Origin of the sequence: Bradyrhizobium sp. cir1, assembly GCF_014198245.1 — a bacterium.
Classification (GTDB): domain Bacteria; phylum Pseudomonadota; class Alphaproteobacteria; order Rhizobiales; family Xanthobacteraceae; genus Bradyrhizobium.
On record NZ_JACIHE010000009.1, the window covers coordinates 251,905 to 268,690 of the forward strand.

Sequence of the window (16,786 nt, forward strand, 5' to 3'; positions counted from 1 at the left end):
CGAGACTTGAGCATTGAGCGACCAAGCTTGCACGACGCTTGTGCATCATTGGACGATGACGTCGGCCTGCAGCGCGCCGGCGGTCTTGATCGCCTGGAGAATGGCGATGATCCCTGATGGCTTGAGGCCGATCTGGTTCAGTCCGCGAACCAGGCGCTGGAGGTCGACGCCGCTCAGAATGGCCACCTGCGATCCGGCCTCGTTGGCCTCGACCACGGTCTGGGGGACGACCACCGTCTGTCCCCGCGAGAACGGTGCCGGCTGCGACACCACGGGCATCTCCGTGACGCGGACCGTCAGGTTGCCGTGCGTCACCGCAACCGTCGATATCCGCACGTCGCGTCCGATCACCACCGTGCCGGTGCGCTCGTTGATCACCACCCGCGCCGGCGTGTCCGGCTCGACGGTCAGTTCGCCGATTTCCGCCAGGAAGCGGACCGGGCCGACATAGCGCGGCTTCGACAGCACGATAGTCCGATAGTCGCGCTCGAAAGCGATCTGCGAGCGGTAGCGGCCGCCGGCGTAGCGGTTGACAGCGTCCAGGATGCGCGTCGCAGTGACGAAGTCGGGATTCTTGAGCTCCAGCACCAGGAATTCCATTTCGTGGAGGCTTCCCTGCACCTCACGCTCGACCAGCGCCCCGTTCGGGATGCGCCCGGCGGTCGGCGTGCCCTGGCTGACGTTCTGGGCCTGGCCTCCGACACTGTAGCCGGCAACCGTGACCGCGCCTTGTGCCACCGCATAGACCGCACCGTCCGCTGCGCGCAGCGACGTCATCACCAGCGTGCCGCCGAGCAGCGAGGTCGCATCGCCGAGCGACGACACCGTCACGTCCATCCGCTCACCGGGTCCGATCGAGGGCGGCAGGTCTGCCGTCACCATCACCGCCGCGACGTTGCGCGTGCGCAGCGTGGTCGGACGCGTGGGATTGGTGGTGCTCGTGGTCTCGTTCCTGACGTTGATGCCCATGTTCTCGAGCATCGATTGCAGGGACTGTTCCGTGAACGGGGCATTGCGGAGCGTGTCGCCGGTGCCGTTCAGGCCGATGACGAGACCATAGCCGACGATCTGATTCTCACGCAGCCCCTTGATATCCGCGATGTCCTTGATGCGGACGGCGGCCTGGGCGCTGGCGGCGAAAAGGACAAGGACGAGCGCAAGCAGGACCCTGGTCATGATCCGTCCACGACCTTGACGGTGCCGTCCGGCTGAACGACGCCCCTGATGATCACGCCGGTATCGGTGTTGCGCACCGGGATGAGCGCGCCGGCCGCGCCCGACTGCATCGCCGAGCCGTAAGTGACGATCGACAGGCCGCTGTCCTCGACGACGACCTTGACCATGGCGCCGCGGGCAACGGTCCAGGGATCCTCCACCGCGTTGGTCGGGATCGGCTGGCCCGGGAGCAGCGCGCGCCGGGCCATGCGACCGACCAGAACCTGGCGTCCTTCGATGAACATGGCGACGCCGAGCAGGTTCGGCGCGAAGGCGCGCTCCGTGATCATGTCGTCCCGGATCAGCTCGCCGGCTCGGATCGAGACGGCCGGCACGGGAAGCCGCTTCTCCTCGGCCACAGCGACGCGCGCGGAGACCAGAACCAGCAGCACGGCGGCCAACCCGCGTACGATCAGGCCCACCCTGTTCAACATGGACACACCGGAACTAGCGAAGGCCCTTCGATACGGTCGAGGCCATTTCATCCGAGGCCTGGATGACCTTGGCATTCATTTCGTAGGCGCGCTGCGCCGAGATCAGCTCGGTGATTTCCTTGACCGGGTCGACGTTCGAGGCTTCAAGCCATTTCTGGTTGATCTTGCCATAGCCGGCATCGCCCGGCAGCCCGACGACCGGCGTGCCGGAAGCGGTGGTCTCGCGATAGAGATTGCTGCCCAGCGGTTCGAGGCCCGCCTCGTTGGCGAAATTGGCGAGGTTGAGCTGACCGATCTGCTGCGGGTTTACCGCCGTATCCAGCTTGGCAAACACCTGTCCGGTCTGGTTGACGGTGACCTCGACCGTCCCCTGCGGGATCGTGATGGCAGGATCCAGCAGATAGCCGTCGGTGGTGACGAGCTGACTGTTGGAATTAACGTTGAACGAGCCCGCGCGGGTGTATTGCACCTCGTTGTTGGGGCCGAGCACCTGGAACCAGCCGCGACCGTTAATCGCGAGGTCGTAAGGGTTTCCGGTCTGGGTCAGCGCGCCCTGGATGTGCAGCTTTCGGATCGCCGCCGACTTGACGCCGAGGCCGAGATTGGCGCCCTCGGGGATCGGCGACGAGCCGTTGACGTTGGAGACGCCCTGCATGCGGTCCATCTGGTAGAACAGATCGGTGAACTCGGCGCGCGCCCGCTTGTACGACGTCGAATTGATGTTGGCGATGTTGTTCGCGATGACTTCGATGTTGGTCTGCTGGGCGTTCATGCCCGTGGCCGCAATGGCAAGCGATTTCACTTAACCCACTCCCTCAGATCAAATCGACATCCGGACGACTTCCTGGTAGGCCTGCACGACCTTGTCGCGAACCGCGACCGCCGTCTGCAAGGCCTGCTCGGCCGACATCAGTGCTTCCACGACCTTCCGCGTCGATTCCTTGCCCTGCATCGCCGAGATCGACGCTGCTTCGCCCGCCTTCAGCGTGCCGATCGCATCCGTCGTCACCTGCTTCATCACCGACTCGAAGCCGACATCGTCGCCGGTCTGGATCTGGGCCGTGGCAGCGGGCGAGATCGCCTGCGCCTCGGTGGCGCGCGACGCCGCCTGGCCTGCGGAAATCGCGGTGGATGAAATCGCCTCAAGCATTGTCAGCTCCTCAGAAGGTCGATGGTCATGCCCAGCATCGACCTCACCTGTTTCACGACCTGGAGATTGGCTTCATAGGACCGGTTGACTTCCCGCATGTCGGCCATCTCGATCATCATGTTGACGTTCGGCAGCTTGACGTAACCGGCCTTGTCGGCCGCGGGATGCCCGGGCTCGTACTCGACGCGGTATGGCGTGGTGTCGACGCCGACTTCCTTGATCTTCGCGAGCTGCGCGCCGGAGGCACGGTCCATCGCGGCGTCGAACGTGATCGTCTTGCGCTGATAGGGATCGGCGCCGGCGGTGCGGCCCGTCGACGTCGCGTTGGCAAGGTTCTCCGAGACGATACGCATGCGCGTCGACTGCGCCTCGAGCCCGGAGCTCGCAACCGTCAGAGAGGCGCTCAGTGCGTCCAGCATGTCAATTCACCTCAGGTTTTCACGCTCGACAGGAGCATGCGGTGGAACGAGCGCACGACCGCCGAATTCATCGAATAGTCGCGATTGACGTCGTTGCCCTTGATCATCTCCTGCTCGAGGCTGACGGAATTGCCGGAGTGAACCACTTCCCAGCTATCCTTCTTGGCAGTCGCGCGCGTGTCGGTCTCGGCCGCGGACAGCTGCAGGTGCGACGGCGATGTCGTCGCAAGCCTGACCGGCACCGTGTCGAGCACCTTGTTGAACGGCTCGACATCGCGCGCCCTGAAGCCGGGGGTATTGGCGTTGGCGACGTTGGTCGCGATGGTCGACTGGCGGAGTTCGAGGTACCGCGCCTGCGACGATGCGAGTTCGAAGAGATAAAGCGGTCCCACGACAGCCCCGTTCCGGTCCATTCGGGAGAACCCTAGGGCGTTAAGCTTTCGTCAAGCTGTTGCGCGAAGCACCATCCTCGGAAATCTACTGAACCTTCTCGGGGCGCGGTGCCTGCTTCGACTGCAGGAAGTAGATGATCTCGGCGACGGGACGGAAGAACTCCGCCGGAATCACCTGATCGACCTGAACGGCCTCGTAGAGCGCGCGCGCCAAAGCCTTGTTCTCGATCACCGGGATCCTGTTCTGCTCGGCGACCTCGCGGATCTTCAGGGCGATCACGTCCATGCCCTTGGCCACCACGAGCGGCGCCGGGTTTTCCTCGCGCTTGTAGCGCAGCGCGATCGCAAAGTGCGTCGGGTTCGCGATCACCAGCGTCGCGCGCGCGGCCGAGGCGATCATCCGCTGTCGCGAGCGATCGCGCGCCAGCGAGCGCAGGCGCGCCTTGACCATCGGATCGCCCTCGGCCTGCTTGTGCTCGTCCTTGATCTCCTGCTTGGTCATGCGCAGCTCGCGCCGCCAGTGGAAGCGCGCCCAGGCGAGATCGATCGCGACCAGGACGATGGTCGCGATGCAGATCGCCGAGACGATCCGCATCGCGATGTTGAGGATCATCTCCGGAAGCGCGACCGGATCGGTGTACATCGCCTCGAACGCCTTCGCTTCGGACGAGCGCAGCACGAAGGCGACGACGGAGGCCACCGAGCCGAGCTTGAACAGCGACTTGGCGAACTCGACGAGGCCCCGCGTTCCGAACAGCCGGCTCCAGCCGCCGATCGGCGATATCCGTGACAGATCCGGCGCGATACGCTGCAGCACCAGGCGCGGCGCATTCTGCAGCAGCGAGGCGGCGAGGCCGAACACCATCAGGATGACCACCAGCGGCACCAGGAATCGAAACGCCTGGAGCCCCACCACGGTGAGGAGGTTCTGGGCGTCGGCCCCGGTGCCGAGGGGGAATCCCTCGGGATCGTCGAGCAGGCCCTTCAACGTCGGCACCAATTGCTGCACGCCCTGGCCGATCAGGAAAGCCTGGATCACCATCAGCGCGGCCATCGAGGCGAAGATGGATGCCTCCCGAGAGACCGGAATTTTGCCCTGTTCGAGCGAATCACGGACTTTCTTCTCGGTCGGCTCTTCTGTCTTGCTCTCCTGATCGGATGTTTCTGCCATGCCCGTTCAGCGGTCAGCGGAAGACCAGCTCATCCTCCTGGTCGGGGTTGAGCTCGATTTCGCCCTTCTCCGCGAGGTCGAGTGCGAGGTCGGTGATCACGCGGCGCGCCTCGAGCACGTCGCGCTGGTTCGACGGCTCGCCGATCGCAAGCTCGTGCTCGACGACGCGTCGGACGCGCGATGCGACCGCGGACAGGATCAGTTCGCGGAAATGCTTGTCGGTGCCCTTGAGCGCGACGACGATGCGGTCGGTCGGAACCTGGTCGAAGATCATGGTGCGCGCCTTCGGCGCCAGGTTGATGACGTCGTCGAAGGTGAACAGCAGCTCCTTCAGCACTTCCGCCGACTTCGGCCGCTTCTCCGACAGGCTCTTCAGCATGTCCTCGATGTGGCCGCGCTCCATCTTGTTGATGATGTCGGCGACCCGGGCATAGGTGTCCGCGCCGAGGTTGCGGGCGAAGTTCAAGGTGAGGTCTTCGTGCAGCGTCTTCTCGAGGACCTTCATCGCGTCGTCGGCGATCGGCTTGAGGCTGAGCACACGCCGCATCAATTCGTTGCGCAGGCTGGACGGCAACTGGCTCATCACCTTGGCGGCACAGGCCGGCTTGACCTTGGACAGGATGAGGGCCGCGGTCTGCGGATGCTCCTTGGAGAGGTAGGTCGCCAGCGAATTTTCCGACACGGACGAGACACGATCCCACACCGACCGGCTCGAATTTCCGAGCAGGTCCGTCATGATCGCCGAGACCTGGTCGGCCGGAAGCACGTCGCCGAGCACGGCTTCCAGACCGCCGAGGGTGCCGAGAATATTCGCGCCCATCGAGAACTGCTGGGCGAACTCCTCGACGATTCCCTCGAGCTCCTGCGCGGTGATCGGCCGCAGCTCCGCCGCCGCCTTGGTGACGATGCGGATCTCCTGCGGCTCGAACTGCTGAAGCACGCTCGCGGCCGCCTGCCGGCCCATGGCCAGCAGGAGCGCGGCGACCTTTTCAGTGCCGCCCAGCGTGGTAACGCCTCGCTGCTTGACGGGAGCGATGCCGACCGGTGCCGCCATGGTCAGGTATCACCCTGCCCCAGCGGCCCGACGATCTCCGTGAGCGAGACGCCGAAGCGGGAATTGTCCTCTTCGACGACGACCACCTCGCCGCGGGCGACGATGCGGCCGTTGACGACAACGTCAACGGGCTCCCCGACCCGGTGATCGAGCGGAACCACCGCGCCACGGCCGAGCTTCATCAGGTTCGCCACCGGGATGGTCGCCGAGCCGAGCACCACCTGCATGGTCACGGGAATGCGCAGGATGGCGTCGACATTGGCGAACTTGCCGGTCTCCTCGGCCGTACGCTGGGCGATCTCCGCCAGCCGCTCCAGCGGGGACGTCTCGGCCTCTCCCGATGCAGGTGCAGACTCATAGTCGAAGGATTGCGCCATTTGGTATCGCCTCTTGGTATTTCCATTCCCGGAACGCCGCGGCGACCCGGTCGTCATTGCCCCGCCAGTTCGGGCTTCAGTGCTTGTTCACGTCCGCGCCGCCGGCGGCCGTGGCAGATGCGAGCCCGCTCCTGGCATCGAGCGCCGCGATCGCCTCGTGGGCCTGGTCGATCTTCGCGCTGAGCACGTTGGCGAGCCGCCCGAGATTTGCGGTGGAATCATGCGCCGCAGTGATGACCGTGTCGAAGGCGCCTGCCGTCTCGTGGACGATGGTCGAGAACTCGCCCTGGTAGCTGCGCAGGCGCGCCAGCTCGCGGTGCATCCGGGTCACCCGCATGCTGGTGAAGGCGAGCGCAATGAGCAGCACGGCATCAACGAGATAGGATATCATCGACGAACTCCCGTTTCTGATCCACGGGATCGGCCACCTGCATGGCGTAATAGCCATCAAGCTGGCCGATCTGACACCAGAACAGCACCTGATTGTTGCTTTCGAGACGGGCCAGCGTGCGCGGCGTGGCTTCGAGCTCGAGCACCTGCCCGACCTGGAACTTCACGACGTCGCCGAGGGTCACCATCTTCTCGTCGAGCACCGCGCTCAACGTCACCTCGGTGCGGTGGACCTCGCTCTCCATCTGCTCGCGCCAGCGCGGATCGGACGCCCGGCCGTCGCTGACGACGACATGGGCGAGTTTCTGGCGCAGCGGATTGAGCGCGGAGTGCGGGATGATGAGGAACATCTGGCCGCCGCGGAACAGCGCCTGCAACATGATGTTCGCGCAGATCGACATGTTGCCGCTGCGTCCGATGGCCAGCGACGCCATAGCCGTCTCGACCCGCTCGACGCGGAAGGTGACGTTGGAGGTGCCGGCAAAGGCGGATTGCAGCGCCTTGGCGAAGCGCTCGAACAGCGCCTGAACCAGGCGGATCTCGATGTTCGAGAACGAGCGCTCGACGTCAAGCGGCGGTTCAGCGCCGTCGGATCCGAACATCGCCTCGACCATGGTGAACACGAAGTCGCGGTCGAGCATAATGATGACGCGGGAGTCCCACTGCTCGGCGTAGAGCACGGCGGCGACCGCATTGCTCTCGTAGTCCTTGATGATGTCGCCGACACGGTCGTTGCTGATACCGTTGACGGAGAAGTAGCAGGGCGTTCCGGCCATCGGCTGCAGGCTGTCCGTGCACGATGCCGCCATGCGATCGAAGATCACATTGAGCATCGGCATGCGCTCGATGGAGATACCCGCCGCATCCAGCAGGTAGTTCGGCAGCTGCTTCCGCTGGTCGAGCTCGACGTCTTCCATCGTCATGCGCGCGCAGCCTTCGGTTCAGCGTCGGTCGGGACAGCCTTGGGTCCCGCGATCGTCTCGTTCTCGACGACGTCGATCGAGGGACGTTCGTTGCTCGAGATCATCTTGCGGCCGTGCTCGACCGCGATCTGCGGCATGGCGCCGTTCATGAAGGCCAGCAGCGTCTGCTTGACGATGATGTAGGGCCGGCACTTCTTCTCGCGCATCATCTTGATCTTGATCGCGAAGGGCGAAATGATGCCGTAGGACAGGAAGATGCCGGCGAAGGTGCCGACCAGGGCCGCGCCGATGAAGCCGCCGAGCAGCTTCGGCGACTGGTCGAGCGCGCCCATCGCCTTGATGACGCCAAGCACCGCAGCGACGATGCCGAGCGCCGGCATCGCCTCGGACACCGTCACCAGCGCATGGTAGGGTGCCAGCTTGCTCTTCACGATGGTGTGGATCTCCTCGTCCATCAGCGCCTCGATCTCGTGCGTGCGCGCGTTGCCCATGATGATGAGACGGACATAGTCGCAGATGAACTGGAGCAGGGACGGGTCGCCGAGCACGCTGGGGAACGCCTTGAAGATCTCGGACGACGAGGGATCGTCGATATGCGCCTCCACCTCGTTGCGGCCCTTGCCCCGCAGCTCACGCATCAGGGCATGCAGCGCCCCCAGCAGGTCGAGGTAATAGCGCTGCCCCGGCACCGCGTTGGTGATGGCCTGCATGCAGGCGACCCCGCTGTCGACGACCGTCTTCCACGGATTGGCCAGGATGAAGGTGCCGACCGCGGTGCCGATGATGATGACGAATTCCCACGGCTGCATCAGCACGGCCAGATGCCCGCCCATGGCGGCAAATCCGCCGAGCAGCGCTGCTACCGTGATGAAAATCCCCACGAAACTGCCCAACGCGCCGCTCCATCGCCGATCCCATCGGGAGTATCTAGTCGGCGACGCTTGCGCGAAGCTGGCTTCCCGCATCGCCAGCCTCGCGCAAGCAATTCGCGGCAGCTTGGGACGATGACGCAATTGCGGCCAGAGGGGCGCGTGCCATGCTATCGACCATCGCGGACTACACCAGACTGACCACGGACCTGGGCAAGTCGATGACCCAGGTCGCGCAGGAGCCGGACGTCAGCCGCGAGACCGATTATTTTCTCAGCCACATCGGCAAAGTGAAGACGATCGACGACTTCCTGAAGGACTATCGCCTCTACACCTATGCAATGAAGGCCTACGGGCTCAGCGACATGACCTACGCCAAGGCGTTCATGCGCAAGGTGCTGACCGAAGGGGTCTCGGACCAGGACGCCTTCGCCAACAAGCTCACCGACACCCGTTATCGGCAGTTCGCCACCGCCTTCAATTTCGCCGCGCTCGGCGACCAGGCGACCCAGACCACCGCAGCCACGACCGGCACGGCGACCCAATACGTCACGCAGACGATGGAGGAGAAGGCCGGCGACCAGAACGAAGGCCTGCGGCTGGCGCTCTATTTCACCCGCAAGGCCTCCACGATCACCAACGCCTACCAGATCCTCGCCGACAAGGCGCTGACGCAGGTGGTGCAGACCGCAATGGGCTGGCCGTCGACGATCAGCTCGTCCGACATCGATATCCAGGCCAAGATGATCACGGACAAGATCGATCTCACCGATTTCCAGGACCCGGCCAAGGTCACCAAATTCGTGCAGCGTTTCGCGGCGATGTGGGATGCGACCCAGGCCCAGGCCGACAGCTCGACCAACCCCGCGCTGGTCCTGATCGCCGGCGCCGCGACGTCGATCAACCTGGATACCAACATGCTCACGACGCTTCAGAACATCAAGTTCAACAGGTAAGTCATGCAATCTGCCCTCTATGTGGGATTGTCGGCGCAGGTCGCTCTCGAAAAGCGCCTCCAGACGATCGCCAACAACGTCGCCAACGTCAACACGGCGGCATTCCGCACCGACGTGGTGAAGTTCGAGACCGTGCTGTCCAAGGCCGGCGCCAACCCGGTCGCGTTCTCCTCGCCCGGCGACAACATCATTTCGCGCGAAACCGGCAGCATCACCGAGAGCGGCAATCCGCTCGACGTCGCCGTGGTGGGGCAGGGCTGGCTCGCCTTTGCCGGCCCGAACGGCACGGTCTATACGCGTGACGGCCGGCTCCAGATCGCCGCCAACGGCGATCTTCAGACGGTGTCCGGCTTCCCCGTTATCGATGCCGGCGGCGCGCAGATCACGCTCGACCCGAACGGCGGACCGGTCTCGATCTCGCGCAGCGGTGCGATCACCCAGGACAACAACGAGATCGGCACCATCGGCCTGTTCAACATTCCCTCTGACGCCAATCTCGAGCGCTACGGCAATTCCGGCGTCACGCCCGACCGGCCGGCGACCGCGATCGCCGATTTCTCCCGCGACGGCTTCAAGCAGGGCTACGTCGAGGGGTCCGGCGCCAATCCGATGATGGAATTGACCAAGCTGATGGCCGCCTCGCGCGCCTTCGACGGCACCAATTCGATGATCGAGGGTACCGAGAGCTCGCTCCAGAACGCAATCCGGACGCTGGGCGAGCCGGGCAAATAGACTTGCAAGTAGAGTGCGCCGCGTGCGCAATGAGGGTGGACGGTTTCCTTGAACGCTCTTCGGCAACTCGAGTGGGCGCTGCTGGAGCTTCAGCAGAGCACTCCCCTGGCCAGCGTCAGCGGCGCGATCTCCGAGATCGCGCCGACGCATTTCCGTGTCTCCGGCCTGTCGCGTTTCGTCAGGCTTGGTGAGCTGATCGGCGTCAACTCCGGCAGCAAGCCCCAGATCGGCGAAGTGGTCCGGATCGACAGCGACGGCATCATCGCCAAGCCGTTCGACCGGCAGTTCGGCGGCGGCCTCGGCTCCGTCGCCTACCGGATGCCGCCATTGTCCTTCGCGCCCGATCCGAGCTGGAAGGGCCGCGTCATCAACGCGCTCGGCGCCCCGCTGGACGGACAGGGTCCGCTCACGCCGGGATCGCGCGCCGTCTCGGCGGAGGCCGAGGCGCCGTCGGCCATGAAGCGCGCGCGCGTCCACAAGCCGCTGCGCACCGGCGTGCGCGTCATCGACCTGTTTTCCCCGATCTGCGCCGGACAGCGCGTCGGCATCTTTGCCGGTTCCGGCGTCGGCAAATCGACGCTGCTCGCCATGCTCGCCCGCAGCCAGGGTTTTGACACCGTCGTGCTGGCGCTGGTCGGCGAGCGCGGCCGCGAGGTGCGCGAATTCATCGAGGACGTGCTCGGTCATAACCGCAGCCGCGCCGTCACCATCGTGTCGACGGGAGACGAGAGCCCGATGATGCGGCGGCTGGCGCCGAAGACGGCCATGGCAGTCGCCGAATATTTCCGGGATCGGGGCGAATCGGTCCTGCTCATGGTCGATTCGATCACCCGCTTCGCCCACGCGGCCCGCGAGGTCGCGCTCGCCGCCGGCGAGCCCGCGGTGGCGCGCGGCTACGCGCCCACGGTCTTCACCGATCTGCCGCGCCTTCTGGAGCGCGCCGGCCCCGGCGAGGAGGGATCCGGAACCATCACCGGCATCTTCTCCGTGCTGGTCGACGGCGACGACCACAACGAGCCGATCGCCGATACCATCCGCAGCACGCTCGACGGGCACATCGTGCTCTCCAGGCACATCGCCGACCAGGCCCGCTATCCGGCCGTGGACGTGCTCGCATCGGTCTCGCGACTCGCCCACAACGTCTGGGACCCCGAGGAACGCGAATTGGTGAGCAAGCTGCGCACCATGATCGCCAAATACGAGGACACCCGCGACCTGCGCCTGATGGGCGGATACCAGTCCGGACGCGATTCGGGCCTCGACCAGGCGGTCGACATGGTTCCGCGGATCTACAGCGCCATGCGGCAGGACGCTTCGGCGCCGCCGAGCGCCGACCCGTTCCGCGAGCTCCGGGACATGCTCAAGGGCGACTAAAGCGCGATGCGATTTGGTTGAAGCGTGATCGCGCTTTAGATTGTTGTTTACGCATGATCTTTCCGGAAAACCGCTTCGCACTTTGCGCTGACGCGGCCCTCCGGGTCTGGATCATGCTTTAGCAGGCCGGGACGGGCCGCGCGGCACGCGAGCGAATCGCCGTTTCTCCGAATCGCGTCACAACAACCGCCGCGTGTAATTCCTACGGGTTCCCTCAGGCAATTCCCCCGCGCATCGCACAAGTTGTGGATGATTCATCCACACACATCGCTCTTGTCATGCACAAGCTTCGATCAACCTGCATCAACGGCAGACATCAACATGCCGTGCAATCAAACCGTCGTATAGTTGCGCGCATGTTGCGCGCGGGACAGTGTATTGCGTTCACCATCATGTGTCCCCGAGAGCGAGATTGCCTTGAACGTTACATTCGCATGCGACGACATCCAGTCTCGGAGAGCGTCTCTACTTGATTTTGTTGAGAAGCTCATTCATCGTTTCGGCGGAAGATAAGAAACGTGTGCGTGTGACTTGAACTTCAGGGGCTTCGGTTGAACAACTCCGATCCATCATCCGCTGGTGACGGCAACTCGGGCTCCCGTGCGACGACGCGATTGGTATGCCATCAGCGACGCAGCCTCGCGCTCCGGACTGCACCACGCGCATTGGTCCGTGTCGGACGCACTGCAGTCCGTGCCTTCGAGCAGAGGCCGGGCATGACATGCTCATCGGATGTCTCCAGAGGTCTGACGTTCCTCGAAGGATTCGCGAGCCAGGGCGCAAGGCGGCTTCGGGACGCCGCAGACGAAGTTCCGGGGGCGAGGTAGGAATCCATGCCATTGGCAAGAGAAGCCGTCGAGCTGCTGGTCCAGGCGGCGAGGGCTTGGTATTTCGAAGGCAATCAGCATGGGTTGCGCGATCGGGAATGGATGGCGCTGCGCTTCCTCGGCCGCGCCAACCGTTTTTCGCGCACACCGTCCGCACTTGCCGGCTTCATCGGCGCCACCAGAGCGACGGCATCGCAGATCGTGAAGACGCTGGAGAGCAAGTCCTTCCTGCAGCGAAAGCCATCGCATGAGGACAAGCGTTCCGTGGTGCTCCACGTCACAGCGCAGGGCGAGAAGTGCCTGAGCCAGCACGATCCGATCAACCACGTGGTGAATGCGGTCACGGCGCTCGGGACCGACGAGTGCATCCGCTTGCGCGACTCGCTGCGGGAGATCCTCAATCACCTCGACGCCGCGCATCAACGACTCGATGCCAGCATCTGCCGGGACTGCATGTTTCTCGCCGAACGCAGCCCAAGCCTCGGTCCGGCCGCCGCAAAGGGACGTGCAACCGCCGAGTTCATGTGCCGGTTGTATCGCGCCCCTGTCTCGCTCGCGGAGACCGAGCTGCTCTGCACCAGTTTCGAGCGCACCCGCGACCGCCCCAAGATCGAGGAGCACCTCGATCGCGCCCGCGTGGCGAGCCAGGGCTGAGGCGCGCGCAATTTCCGGGCGGCAGCGAGAGCAGGGCTTGCGGATGGTTTCACGGGCATCTGTGTAACTGCTTCATCATCGTCATTGCGGGCGCAGCGATCCAGAATTCCTCCGCAGCGGCAGTCTGGATTGCTTCGCTCCTCGCAATGACGGAGTATGTGGCATCGGCTGCGTCCTCCAAGCACCACTGTCATTCCCCGCGACCCGGCTACGCCAAGGCTTCGCCGGGGTTGAGGTCCAGGGGCGCCGAAGCTTTAGCGAAGGCGGCAGGCGGGGAATCCAGTACGCCGCGGCTTCTCGGCTTAACCACAACGGCCTCTGGAATACTGGATCGCCCGCCCCAGTGCGCAAATGCGCACAAGGCGGGCGATGACAGTGAGTGTGTGTCGCAGACACGCCTTCGCATCCTCGCGGCGCAATTCGCCCGAGCTTTGCTTCGTCGCTCCACCCTCATAGCCAAGAGGGCGCAGGGAAGGCCGGGTGCCGGCTGGCACCCGCGGTCTGCTGCGCGAAAATGTAGCGCAAAAGAACCGCGCAGCAGCATACAGGTGGTGCCAATCACTCGGCCTTCCCTGCGCAGTGGTTGGACGGCTTATGCCGCGCTCTCCCGGGAGCCGAATTCCTTCTGGCCTCCCTCACGCTCACGGAATTCACCGGCGCCGCGCCGGTTGACGCGACTGCCGCATCCGCAAGAGCTTGACCGTAGCAACGACGGCCAGGACCACACGGTTTTGCCGTACGCACGGCCCGCCATTTCGCCGCAGTTTTCCCAGCCCTGTCGACGGAGCCGGAAACTTACAGACGAGACGAACCTGTCAGCGCCGTTCGTCCACGCGAAGCCTCAGGGCTCACGGAGAGCAATCCGCCCTGCCCCTGGCCATCGCGCCCGACGCTGCCGCGTCCACCGCAAGCCCGGCTCGCGAAAATGACGACCGCATGATCGCCCCTCAAGGATGAGCCGGGATGGGCGACACATACGACAAATCCGAAATTCGGTAAAGAAGAATATTTTCGGCGCAGCGGGTTGACAGCCGGGCGACACAGCCCGGTCCCGTCGCCCCGGCCTCAAATGATCTGCGCAACAAAAAACACCCGGCGGTTTCCCGCCGGGTGTTCGTAGACGTGGTTCGTCAGATCTTACCAGTTGCGCTGAGCGCGGAGGATCATGGCGATCGAGTCCTGATCCTTCAGCTCGTAGGTCGCGGCCGGCTTGGCGGTCGTGGCAGACGGGGAGATACCAACCGTACCGGAGTACTTCTGGTCGAGATGGGTCCAGGACAGGTCGGCCGAGAAGGTCAGGTTCTTGACCGGGGTCCAGCGGGTGACGATACCGAGCTGGCCGATCGCGAAGTTCGGGTTACAGCCGGTCACACCGGCCAGGCCGCCGAACACACCGCCGGTGCCGGTGGCGCCGCAGAGCGTGGTCTTGGCGAGGGTGCCGAACTGGGCCTGAGCGTAAGCACCGTAGAGCGCAGTGTTCCAGGAGGGATCCCAGTTGTGGGTGTAGGCGCCACGGAAGCCCCAGGTCTTGACGGTTTCCTGCGAGCTGCCGGTCACGAACACCGTGTCGGGAGCGTTGGCGAAGCCGATGCTGCCATAAGCACCGGCAAGACCCGAGCTGCCGTACAGCGCGTAGCTGCTGCCCGACAGGTTCTGGAAGTTGTAGCGGGTCGCACCGTCGGTGTAGACGCCCTGGATGTTGATCGTGTCACCCGCGCCGGTCGGGATGTTCTTGATCGACAGAGCGAGCTGAACCGCCCAGCCCCACTTGTCGTCGGGGTGGCCGGTGGTTTCGGTCGCGCCGTAATAGCCGACGTGGTTGTCATGCGCAGCCACCGACGCCTGGAACAGGCCCCAGGCCTGGTCGACACGGACCTGACCAACAAGGTTCGGCGAACGCGAGCCGCCGAGAGCGTTGGTGCCGTACGAGCCGCCGATCATGCCGCCCGCGGTCGCGCCGGTCATGTTGAGGTTGCCGGCCTGATAGTACGCGGTCGCATCTTCAGCCGAGAACGACGCCGTCACGCCCTGGCCGAAATCGGCCGTGTAGGTGAACTGGGTGACGCCGGTCACGGTGCCGCTGCCGCCGACCAGGTTGTCGGTGATGTTGCCGGGATAGTTGGTCCAGGGCGCGTCGAACTGCGACACGGCCTTACCCATCGTGAAGCCGGCGAACTGGATGAAGGCGTAGTACACGCCGAGCGCACCGGCCGAGGTGTTACCGTCGGTGCCGTTCACCGAGCCAGAGCCGTTCGAACCGACGAGGCCGGTGCCCGCAGCGTTGAGACCAAGCGTACCGCTGTACTGGGTACCACCCGTTGCCGAACCGGTGGGCGTATAGTTGCCGGTCGTCCAGGTGAACACGCCGTCGAAGAAGGTGCGGACCACGCCGTACTCGGTCGCGGTGCGCGTGTCGATGTTCAGGTCTTCACGAGCGCGGAAGGTGTAGTAGTTCATCATGCGGTTGCGAGCACCCGCAGTACCGCCCTGGTTCGGATTGAAGTCCGAGTTGGTGTTCAGGTTTGCGTCAGCGCGCAGGTAACCACCGAGCTTGATGCAGGTGTCGGTGCCCGGGATGTAGTAGAAGCCGGCGCCGTACAGCGAGCAGATCTTCACGTATTCGACCGCCTTGGCCTTCACGGGGAGATCGGCTGCGAACGCACCGGAGACGGCCATCAGGCCGGCTGCCGAGCCGAGAAAGAGCGTCTTCGTCAACTTCATTAGATAAACCTCCAGGTCGGTTCAGGGGGCTCGGCTCCTCGGTGGAGGCCGCTGGACCCTCTCAATTTCCGTTCAATTCAGGTCCGCACTGAAGGTCCGGACTGAAACGACAGCGAGGTGCCCCCCCTCCGTCGTGACCTCACATATAGTTTATAAAAACAATCGCCTCAATTCATTGATTTGATGAAGCGTAAGTTCGGAAGGCGCTGTTGCCTGCGAGCAACAGGAGATAAGCAACACGGCGCAAGTATTTGAAACAAAAGAAAAAGCCCTCAGGGGGCATCCCGAGGGCTTTCTTGGAGGTCTCACATCGCTGGTCTTTGACAGCGGTCAAGAGCAGCAAATTCTGAGTGGGTGAGGCATAACTAAATAAATTGCTTTTTGCAAGCATTAAGTGGCGACACGATTTCCCCAATGAAGTGTTCCATGCACGATATGCGAGACGGCATCCCATTATCCCGGTAAAAGGCTGATCAAAGACAAAAAGAAAAATGATCAAGGGGGAGGCCACATGATCGAGAAGAAGCTCGACCGGGCGATTACGGACTTCATCTGGAATATCGTTGAAATCCACTCGCAGCTCGAGGACATCCACAGCAGCTGGGCCGGCTTGCTGGGCATTACCGAGCCGCAATGGCTGATCCTGATGGCCATCACCGAGCTGGACGAGGGGCACGGCGTCGCCGGAATCGACATTGCGAACAAGTTGCGGGTCCACCCCGCCTTCGTGACCAACCAGACCAAGAGCCTCGAGAAGGGCGGATTCCTGTCGCGACGGCCGGCGGCCGACGACGCCCGCTTCGTTCTGATGTCGCTGACGGAAAAGGCGACGACAGACATCGAAAAACTGGCCAAGCGGAAGCTCGCCCTGAATTCGACCATGTTCAACGAGCTCGACGAGAAGACCCTCGCCGACCTGAATGCCGCGCTCGCGACCATCGCAAAGAATGCCCGGCTCGCTGCACGGCTGCTGGCCATCGACGTCTCGTGATCCGCGGTCTTCCCGACGCAGGCTATCGCATATGAAGAGGACTGGCGGATAGCTCGCCCGCAGCCGATCCTTCGAGACGCCCGCCGATGGCGGGCCCTCAGGATGAGGGCGGAGTGCGCGGCGGCAATTTCAACGGG

18 protein-coding genes are annotated in these 16,786 nt (G+C 64.0%); 5 read left to right on the top strand and 13 right to left on the bottom strand.

Annotated features, from left to right (window positions below; all coding sequences use genetic code 11):
- Positions 1 to 45: 45 nt before the first annotated feature.
- From flgI to motA, 12 genes are all read right to left on the bottom strand, one after another.
- Positions 46 to 1,176: a flagellar basal body P-ring protein FlgI gene (gene flgI, locus GGD63_RS20480; RefSeq protein ID WP_183244982.1), complete on the bottom strand. Its 1,131-nt coding sequence runs from the start codon at positions 1,174 to 1,176 to the stop codon at positions 46 to 48.
- A complete protein-coding gene (gene flgA, locus GGD63_RS20485) occupies positions 1,173 to 1,649 on the bottom strand; it encodes a flagellar basal body P-ring formation chaperone FlgA (protein WP_183244983.1) in 477 nt (158 codons plus the stop codon). The genes flgI and flgA overlap by 4 nt, the downstream gene beginning before the upstream one ends.
- Before the next feature lie 13 nt (positions 1,650 to 1,662).
- Complete coding sequence (flgG, locus tag GGD63_RS20490) at positions 1,663 to 2,451, bottom strand: flagellar basal-body rod protein FlgG (RefSeq protein WP_183244984.1); 789 nt, start codon at positions 2,449 to 2,451, stop codon at positions 1,663 to 1,665.
- 18 nt (positions 2,452 to 2,469) lie between these two features.
- A complete protein-coding gene (locus GGD63_RS20495) occupies positions 2,470 to 2,799 on the bottom strand; it encodes a flagellar hook-basal body complex protein FliE (protein WP_183244985.1) in 330 nt (109 codons plus the stop codon).
- 2 nt (positions 2,800 to 2,801) lie between these two features.
- The gene (gene flgC / locus GGD63_RS20500; RefSeq protein WP_183244986.1) at positions 2,802 to 3,218 is read right to left on the bottom strand and encodes a flagellar basal body rod protein FlgC; all 417 of its coding nucleotides are present in this window, start codon (positions 3,216 to 3,218) and stop codon (positions 2,802 to 2,804) included.
- Positions 3,219 to 3,229: 11 nt separating this feature from the next.
- Positions 3,230 to 3,631, bottom strand: coding sequence for a flagellar basal body rod protein FlgB (gene flgB / locus GGD63_RS20505; protein ID WP_183244987.1), 402 nt, complete (start codon positions 3,629 to 3,631; stop codon positions 3,230 to 3,232).
- 64 nt (positions 3,632 to 3,695) lie between these two features.
- Positions 3,696 to 4,781: a flagellar biosynthesis protein FlhB gene (gene flhB / locus GGD63_RS20510; protein ID WP_183244988.1), complete on the bottom strand. Its 1,086-nt coding sequence runs from the start codon at positions 4,779 to 4,781 to the stop codon at positions 3,696 to 3,698.
- A 13-nt stretch (positions 4,782 to 4,794) separates the two neighbouring features.
- A complete protein-coding gene (locus tag GGD63_RS20515) occupies positions 4,795 to 5,835 on the bottom strand; it encodes a flagellar motor switch protein FliG (protein WP_183244989.1) in 1,041 nt (346 codons plus the stop codon).
- 2 nt (positions 5,836 to 5,837) lie between these two features.
- Entirely contained in the window at positions 5,838 to 6,212 is a 375-nt protein-coding gene (fliN, locus tag GGD63_RS20520) for a flagellar motor switch protein FliN (RefSeq protein WP_018641265.1), read from the bottom strand.
- 76 nt (positions 6,213 to 6,288) lie between these two features.
- Entirely contained in the window at positions 6,289 to 6,603 is a 315-nt protein-coding gene (locus tag GGD63_RS20525) for a hypothetical protein (protein ID WP_183244990.1), read from the bottom strand.
- Positions 6,584 to 7,525 (bottom strand): flagellar motor switch protein FliM, encoded by a 942-nt coding sequence (locus GGD63_RS20530; protein WP_183244991.1) that lies wholly within the window; start codon positions 7,523 to 7,525, stop codon positions 6,584 to 6,586. Before GGD63_RS20530 ends, GGD63_RS20525 begins: the two co-directional genes overlap by 20 nt.
- Positions 7,522 to 8,418, bottom strand: coding sequence for a flagellar motor stator protein MotA (gene motA / locus GGD63_RS20535; protein ID WP_183244992.1), 897 nt, complete (start codon positions 8,416 to 8,418; stop codon positions 7,522 to 7,524). Before motA ends, GGD63_RS20530 begins: the two co-directional genes overlap by 4 nt.
- A 143-nt stretch (positions 8,419 to 8,561) precedes the next feature.
- Between motA and GGD63_RS20540 the strand changes: the two genes are divergently transcribed.
- The 4 genes from GGD63_RS20540 (at position 8,562) to GGD63_RS20555 (ending at position 12,937) form a co-directional block, all read left to right on the top strand.
- Positions 8,562 to 9,350 (top strand): DUF1217 domain-containing protein, encoded by a 789-nt coding sequence (locus GGD63_RS20540; protein ID WP_183244993.1) that lies wholly within the window; start codon positions 8,562 to 8,564, stop codon positions 9,348 to 9,350.
- A gap of 3 nt (positions 9,351 to 9,353) precedes the next feature.
- A complete protein-coding gene (flgF, locus tag GGD63_RS20545) occupies positions 9,354 to 10,082 on the top strand; it encodes a flagellar basal-body rod protein FlgF (protein ID WP_183244994.1) in 729 nt (242 codons plus the stop codon).
- Between the two features lie 48 nt (positions 10,083 to 10,130).
- Positions 10,131 to 11,456 carry a flagellar protein export ATPase FliI gene (fliI, locus tag GGD63_RS20550; RefSeq protein WP_183244995.1) on the top strand — a complete coding sequence of 442 codons (1,326 nt, stop codon included), beginning with the start codon at positions 10,131 to 10,133 and terminating at the stop codon, positions 11,454 to 11,456.
- An 833-nt stretch (positions 11,457 to 12,289) separates the two neighbouring features.
- Complete coding sequence (locus GGD63_RS20555; RefSeq protein WP_183244996.1) at positions 12,290 to 12,937, top strand: MarR family winged helix-turn-helix transcriptional regulator; 648 nt, start codon at positions 12,290 to 12,292, stop codon at positions 12,935 to 12,937.
- 1,137 nt (positions 12,938 to 14,074) lie between these two features.
- Here GGD63_RS20555 and GGD63_RS20560 read toward each other — a convergent pair.
- A complete protein-coding gene (locus GGD63_RS20560) occupies positions 14,075 to 15,658 on the bottom strand; it encodes a porin (RefSeq protein WP_183244997.1) in 1,584 nt (527 codons plus the stop codon).
- 511 nt (positions 15,659 to 16,169) lie between these two features.
- Between GGD63_RS20560 and GGD63_RS20565 the strand changes: the two genes are divergently transcribed.
- Positions 16,170 to 16,649, top strand: a complete 480-nt coding sequence (locus GGD63_RS20565) for a MarR family winged helix-turn-helix transcriptional regulator (protein ID WP_183244998.1) — start codon at positions 16,170 to 16,172, stop codon at positions 16,647 to 16,649.
- Positions 16,650 to 16,786: the final 137 nt, after the last annotated feature.